This window comes from Streptomyces sp. NPDC048270 (assembly GCF_040652335.1).
GTDB lineage: Bacteria > Actinomycetota > Actinomycetes > Streptomycetales > Streptomycetaceae > Streptomyces.
Genome location: NZ_JBEZLV010000016.1, coordinates 153,684 through 160,104 on the forward strand (window position 1 = coordinate 153,684; position 6,421 = coordinate 160,104).

7 protein-coding genes are annotated in these 6,421 nt (G+C 71.1%); all 7 read left to right on the forward strand.

The window, feature by feature from the left end; translation table 11 throughout:
* Positions 1–153: 153 nt before the first annotated feature.
* Positions 154–1,851 carry a nitrite/sulfite reductase gene (locus tag AB0D66_RS16900; protein ID WP_362303154.1) on the forward strand — a complete coding sequence of 566 codons (1,698 nt, stop codon included), beginning with the start codon at positions 154–156 and terminating at the stop codon, positions 1,849–1,851.
* Positions 1,848–2,027: a hypothetical protein gene (locus tag AB0D66_RS16905; protein ID WP_362303157.1), complete on the forward strand. Its 180-nt coding sequence runs from the start codon at positions 1,848–1,850 to the stop codon at positions 2,025–2,027. Before AB0D66_RS16900 ends, AB0D66_RS16905 begins: the two co-directional genes overlap by 4 nt.
* A complete protein-coding gene (locus AB0D66_RS16910; RefSeq protein ID WP_362303160.1) occupies positions 2,024–2,752 on the forward strand; it encodes a phosphoadenylyl-sulfate reductase in 729 nt (242 codons plus the stop codon). The genes AB0D66_RS16905 and AB0D66_RS16910 overlap by 4 nt, the downstream gene beginning before the upstream one ends.
* A gap of 38 nt (positions 2,753–2,790) precedes the next feature.
* Positions 2,791–3,336: an adenylyl-sulfate kinase gene (gene cysC, locus AB0D66_RS16915; protein ID WP_362303163.1), complete on the forward strand. Its 546-nt coding sequence runs from the start codon at positions 2,791–2,793 to the stop codon at positions 3,334–3,336.
* Positions 3,333–4,268, forward strand: a complete 936-nt coding sequence (cysD, locus tag AB0D66_RS16920) for a sulfate adenylyltransferase subunit CysD (protein WP_362303165.1) — start codon at positions 3,333–3,335, stop codon at positions 4,266–4,268. The genes cysC and cysD overlap by 4 nt, the downstream gene beginning before the upstream one ends.
* 2 nt (positions 4,269–4,270) lie before the next feature.
* Positions 4,271–5,611, forward strand: a complete 1,341-nt coding sequence (locus AB0D66_RS16925; RefSeq protein WP_362303168.1) for a GTP-binding protein — start codon at positions 4,271–4,273, stop codon at positions 5,609–5,611.
* Between the two features lie 251 nt (positions 5,612–5,862).
* Positions 5,863–6,421, forward strand: a 559-nt coding sequence (locus AB0D66_RS16930; RefSeq protein WP_362303171.1) for an ABC transporter substrate-binding protein, incomplete at its 3' end; no start/stop codon positions are given.

The window sequence follows — 6,421 nt, forward strand, 5'->3', positions numbered from 1 at the left end:
CCTGACGGCCGAATACCGCCCTGCCCGCCGGCCACCCCGGCAAAGGCGGAAATCAGCCACACCCGCTCAGCGACGCCGACGTGACGGGGGCGTACCACCGCTCCCCTGTGTCCCCGCTCCTGCCCTGAGCCGCCGAAGAAGGACGTACCCGCCATGGCCGCCACTCCCGAAACGCCCGCAGCCGCCGCCGCGCGCCGCAAGACAGGCCGTCACCGCGGTGAGGGTCAGTGGGCCGTCGGACACCACACGCCCCTCAACGGCAACGAGCAGTTCAAGAAGGACGACGACGGTCTCAATGTGCGGACACGCATTGAGACGATCTACTCCAAGGCCGGCTTCGACTCGATCGACCCCAACGACCTGCGCGGACGCATGCGCTGGTGGGGCCTCTACACCCAGCGCAAGCCCGGGATCGACGGCGGCAAGACCGCGATCCTGGAGCCGGAGGAGCTGGACGACAAGTACTTCATGCTGCGCGTGCGCATCGACGGCGGCCGGCTGACCACCGAGCAGCTCCGCGTGATCGGCGAGATCTCCCAGGAGTTCGCCCGTGGCACCGCCGACCTCACCGACCGGCAGAACGTGCAGTACCACTGGATCCGGATCGAGGACGTCCCGGAGATCTGGCGCCGCCTGGAAGCCGTCGGGCTGTCCACCACCGAGGCCTGCGGTGACACGCCCCGCGTCATCCTCGGCTCGCCCGTCGCCGGCATCGCCCAGGACGAGATCATCGACGGCACCCCCGCGATCGACGAGATCTACCGCCGCATCGTGGGCAACAAGGACTTCTCGAACCTGCCCCGCAAGTTCAAGTCCGCGATCTCCGGCTCGCCGCTGCTCGACGTGGCGCACGAGATCAACGACATCGCCTTCGTCGGCGTGAACCACCCCGAGCACGGCCCCGGCTTCGACGTGTGGGTCGGCGGCGGCCTCTCCACCAACCCCAAGCTGGGCGTGCGCCTGGGCACCTGGGTCTCGCTCGACGAGGTCCCGGACGTCTACGAGGGCGTCATCTCGATCTTCCGCGACTACGGCTACCGCCGGCTGCGCACCCGCGCCCGCCTGAAGTTCCTCGTCGCCGACTGGGGTGCGGCCAAGTTCCGCCAGGTCCTGGAGGACGAGTACCTGGAGCGGAAGCTGACCGACGGCCCCGCGCCCGAGCAGCCCTCCGGCCAGTGGCGCGACCACGTCGGCGTCCACCAGCAGCAGGACGGCCGGTTCTACGTCGGCTTCGCGCCCCGCGTGGGCCGCGTCGACGGCGCCACCCTGACCAAGATCGCGGACATCGCCGAGCAGCACGGCTCCGGCCGGCTGCGCACCACCGCCGAGCAGAAGATGATCGTCCTCGACATCGAGGCCGACCGGGTCGACTCGGTGGTGGCCGCCCTGGAGTCGCTCGACCTGCGGGTCAAGCCGTCCCCGTTCCGCCGCGGCACGATGGCCTGCACCGGCATCGAGTTCTGCAAGCTGGCCATCGTCGAGACCAAGGCGCGCGGCGCCTCGCTGATCGACGAGCTGGAGCGCCGCCTGCCGGAGTTCGCCGAGCCGCTCACCATCAACATCAACGGCTGCCCGAACGCCTGCGCCCGTATCCAGGTGGCGGACATCGGTCTCAAGGGCCAGCTGGTCCTGGACGACGAGGGCAACCAGGTGGAGGGCTACCAGGTCCACCTGGGCGGCGCCCTCGGCCTGGAGGCCGGCTTCGGCCGCAAGGTCCGCGGCCTCAAGGTCACCTCGGCCGGCCTGCCCGACTACGTCGAGCGGGTCGTCAAGAGCTACGAGGAGCAGCGCGAGGACGGCGAGCGCTTCGCGGCGTGGGTCGCCCGCGCGGACGAGAAGAGCCTCTCGTGAGCGAGCGCGCCGCACCCTTCTACTGCCCGTACTGCGGCGACGAGGACCTGTTCCCCCACGAGACGGGCCACGGCGCGTGGGAATGCCGGGCCTGCAACCGGGCCTTCCAGCTGAAGTACCTCGGGCTGCTGGCCCGGGGCGTCCGGTCCGATGCAGCGGGAGGGGACGAGATATGACCACGACTCGGGACGCCGGTCTCACCACCGCGGCTCCCGCCGCGGCCGCGCTCAAGGACCTGGCCGAGCGGGCGGGCCGGGAGCTGGAGGACGCCTCCGCGCTGGAGATCCTCACCTGGGCCGCCGAGACCTTCGGCCGGAAGTTCGCCGTGACCTCCTCCATGGAGGACGCGGTCGTCGCCCACCTGGCCTCGCGCGCCTTCCCCGGCGTGGACGTGGTCTTCCTCGACACGGGCTACCACTTCGAGGAGACCATCGGCACCCGCGACGCGGTCGAGGCGGTGATGGACGTCAACGTCATCACCCTCACCCCGCGCCAGACGGTGGCCGAGCAGGACGCGCAGTACGGCCCCCGGCTCCACGACCGCGATCCCGACCTGTGCTGCGCCCTGCGCAAGGTCAAGCCCCTCGAAGAGGGCCTGACCGCGTACGACGCCTGGGCGACGGGCCTGCGCCGCGACGAGTCCCCGACCCGGGCGAACACCCCGGTGGTCGGCTGGGACGAGAAGCGGCAGAAGGTCAAGGTCTCGCCGATCGCCCGCTGGACCCAGGACGACGTGGACGCCTACGTGGCCGAGCACGGGGTGCTCACCAACCCGCTGCTGATGGACGGCTACGCCTCCGTCGGCTGTGCCCCCTGCACCCGCCGGGTGGCGCAGGGTGAGGACGCGCGGGCCGGCCGGTGGGCCGGGCGCGGCAAGACCGAGTGCGGACTGCACGGCTGATGACCACGACCAGCGAAGAACTTACGGAGACACAGCAGATGAGCGTGAGCGACCAGGGCGCCACCGTGTGGCTGACCGGGCTGCCCAGCGCCGGCAAGACCACCATCGCCTACGCGCTGGCCGAGCGGCTGCGCGCCGAGGGCCACCGCGTGGAGGTGCTCGACGGGGACGAGATCCGCGAGTTCCTCTCCGCCGGGCTCGGCTTCAGCCGCGAGGACCGGCACACCAACGTGCAGCGCATCGGCTTCGTCGCCGAACTGCTCGCGAGCAACGGCGTCAAGGCGCTGGTACCGGTGATCGCGCCGTTCGCGGACAGCCGCGAGGCCGTCCGCAAGCGGCACGCCGCCGCGGCGACGAACTACCTGGAGGTCCACGTGGCCACCCCGGTGGAGGTGTGCTCCGAGCGTGACGTGAAGGGCCTGTACGCCAAGCAGGCGGCGGGCGAGATCTCCGGTCTGACCGGGGTCGACGACCCGTACGAGGCACCGGAGTCCCCGGACCTGCGTATCGAGTCGCACACGCAGACCGTCCAGGAGTCGGCTTCGGCCCTGCACGCGCTGCTCACCGAGAGGGGTCTGGCATGACCACGGTCGCCCACCTGCACGAAGAGACCGACGCGCCCTACGCGCTGTCGCACCTCGACGCCCTCGAGTCCGAGGCCGTGCACATCTTCCGCGAGGTGGCGGGCGAGTTCGAGAAGCCGGTGATCCTGTTCTCCGGCGGCAAGGACTCCATCGTCATGCTGCACCTGGCGCTCAAGGCGTTCGCGCCGGCGCCGGTGCCCTTCACCCTCCTGCACGTCGACACGGGGCACAACTTCCCCGAGGTGCTCGAATACCGCGACCGCACCGTCGAGAAGCACGGGCTGCGCCTGCACGTGGCGTCCGTCCAGGACTACATCGACGCGGGCAAGCTGCGCGAGCGTCCGGACGGCACCCGCAACCCACTGCAGACCGTCCCGCTGACCGAGGCGATCCAGCGGCTCAAGTTCGACGCGGTCTTCGGCGGCGGCCGCCGCGACGAGGAGAAGGCCCGCGCCAAGGAGCGGGTCTTCAGCCTGCGCGACGAGTTCTCCCAGTGGGACCCGCGCCGCCAGCGCCCCGAGCTGTGGCAGCTGTACAACGGCCGCCACGCGCCCGGCGAGCACGTGCGCGTCTTCCCGCTCTCCAACTGGACCGAGCTGGACGTCTGGCAGTACATCGCCCGCGAGGGCATCGAGCTGCCGGAGATCTACTTCGCGCACGAGCGCGAGGTGTTCCAGCGCAACGGCATGTGGCTGACGGCCGGCGGGTGGGGCGGCCCCAAGGAGGGCGAGACGCCCGAGACGCGCCTCATCCGCTACCGCACCGTCGGCGACATGTCCTGCACCGGCGCCGTCGACTCCGACGCCGCCACGCTGGATGCCGTGATCGCCGAGATCGCCGTCTCCCGCCTCACCGAGCGGGGTGCGACCCGCGCCGACGACAAGATGTCCGAGGCCGCGATGGAAGACCGCAAGCGCGAAGGGTACTTCTAGAAATGACCTCCACCACCGAGCAGTTCGCCGATCTGTCGGCGACCACGCTGCTGCGCTTCGCGACCGCCGGTTCCGTCGACGACGGCAAGTCCACCCTGGTGGGCAGGCTGCTCCACGACTCCAAGTCGGTCCTGACCGACCAGATGGAGGCCGTCGAGGCCGTCTCCGCCCAGCGCGGCCAGGACGCCCCCGACCTCGCGCTGCTCACCGACGGCCTGCGGGCCGAGCGGGAGCAGGGCATCACCATCGACGTCGCGTACCGCTACTTCGCCACCGCGCGCCGCCGGTTCATCCTCGCCGACACCCCCGGGCACGTGCAGTACACCCGGAACATGGTCACCGGCGCCTCCACCGCCGACCTGGCCGTGGTCCTGGTCGACGCCCGCAACGGCGTGATCGAGCAGACCCGCCGGCACGCTGCCGTCGCCGCGCTGCTGCGCGTTCCGCACGTGGTGCTGGCCGTCAACAAGATGGACCTCGTCGGCTACCAGGAGTCCGTCTTCGCGGCGATCGCCGAGGAGTTCACCGCCTACGCCTCGGACCTGGGCGTCCCGGAGATCACCGCGATCCCGATCTCGGCCCTGGCCGGGGACAACGTGGTGGAGCCGTCGGCGAACATGGACTGGTACGGCGGCCCGACGGTGCTGGAGCACCTGGAGACGGTGCCGGTCAGCCATGACCTCACCGCCTGCCCGGCGCGTTTCCCGGTGCAGTACGTGATCCGCCCGCAGACCGCCGAGCACCCGGACTACCGCGGCTACGCGGGCCAGATCGCCTCCGGCGTGCTGCGGGTCGGCGAGGCCGTGACCGTGCTGCCCTCGGGCCGGACCTCGGTCATCGAGGGCATCGAGGCGCTCGGCAGGAGCGTCGACATCGCCTGGGCCCCGCAGTCGGTGACCGTGCGCCTCAAGGACGACATCGACATCTCGCGCGGCGACCTGATCGCACCGACCGCGAGCGCCCCGGCCACCACGCAGGACGTCGAGGCGACGGTCTGCCATGTGGCGGACCAGCCCCTGGCCGTCGGCGCCCGGGTGCTGATCAAGCACACGACGCGGACGGTCAAGGCGATCGTCAAGGAGATCCCCTCGCGGCTGACCCTCGACGACCTGTCCCAGCACCCGAACCCCGGGCAGCTGGTGGCCAATGACATCGGCCGCGTGGTGGTCCGTACGGCCGAGCCGCTCGCGCTCGACGCGTACGCCGACTCGCGCCGCACGGGATCCTTCCTGCTGATCGACCCGGCCGACGGAACCACCCTGGCGGCGGGCATGGCCGGCGAGTCCTTCGCCTCCACGGCCGAGACCACCGTCCAGGCCGACGAGGAAGGGTGGGACTTCTAGCCCATGCCTTCCGACATCTACTCCACCTTCGCGACGGAGGGCGGCCGCGCGGGCTGGGGGTACCCCCGGACGAAGTCCGGGAGAGGCGCCCTCGGCAGCGGCCAGGGAGGGGTGGCGCGATGTGCGCGCTGACCGTGTCGCCGGCGGCAGCCCGCTGTCGCACCGGCGCCCTCCACGAGCCGTACCCGCCCCCGCTCCACAGACGAAGACGCGCGTCATGAGATGACCGCGTCACGAGAGGAAGTCCTCCCGTGCCTGCCACCGCCACCACCCGCACGAAGCACAGCGCCCGGACGGCCCTGCGCCGCGGCCTCGTCGCCGCTGCCGCCCTGCCGCTGCTGATCGGCGCGCTCGCCTCCTGCGGCTACGGCTCCCAGGCCGAGAAGGGCGAGCCGCAGGCGGCCGGCGCCGCCGGCGAGAAGCTCTCCGCTCCCGAGGTGCGCATCGGGTACTTCCCGAACCTGACGCACGCCACCGCCCTGGTCGGTCTCCAGGAGGGCCTGATCCAGAAGGAGCTGGGCGGCACGAGGATCAAGCCGCAGGCCTTCAACGCCGGTCCGTCCGAGATCGAGGCCCTCAACGGCGGCTCGCTCGACATCGGCTTCATCGGCCCCTCGCCCGCGATCAACGGCTACGTCAAGTCCAAGGGCTCCAACCTGCGGATCGTCTCCGGCTCCGCGTCCGGCGGCGTGAAGCTGGTGGTGAACCCGGACAGGATCAAGACCCTGGACGACCTCAAGGGCAAGAGGATCGCCACTCCGCAGAAGGGGAACACGCAGGACGTCGCGTTCCTCAACTGGATCTCGGAGA

Bases quoted from the DNA above. Each gene is read 5' to 3' on its own strand.
- AB0D66_RS16900 (WP_362303154.1), top strand. From the start codon at position 154: ATGGCCGCCACTCCCGAAACGCCCGCAGCCGCCGCCGCGCGCCGCAAG.
- AB0D66_RS16910 (WP_362303160.1), top strand. From the start codon at position 2,024: ATGACCACGACTCGGGACGCCGGTCTCACCACCGCGGCTCCCGCCGCG.
- cysC (WP_362303163.1), top strand. From the start codon at position 2,791: ATGAGCGTGAGCGACCAGGGCGCCACCGTGTGGCTGACCGGGCTGCCC.
- cysD (WP_362303165.1), top strand. From the start codon at position 3,333: ATGACCACGGTCGCCCACCTGCACGAAGAGACCGACGCGCCCTACGCG.
- AB0D66_RS16925 (WP_362303168.1), top strand. From the start codon at position 4,271: ATGACCTCCACCACCGAGCAGTTCGCCGATCTGTCGGCGACCACGCTG.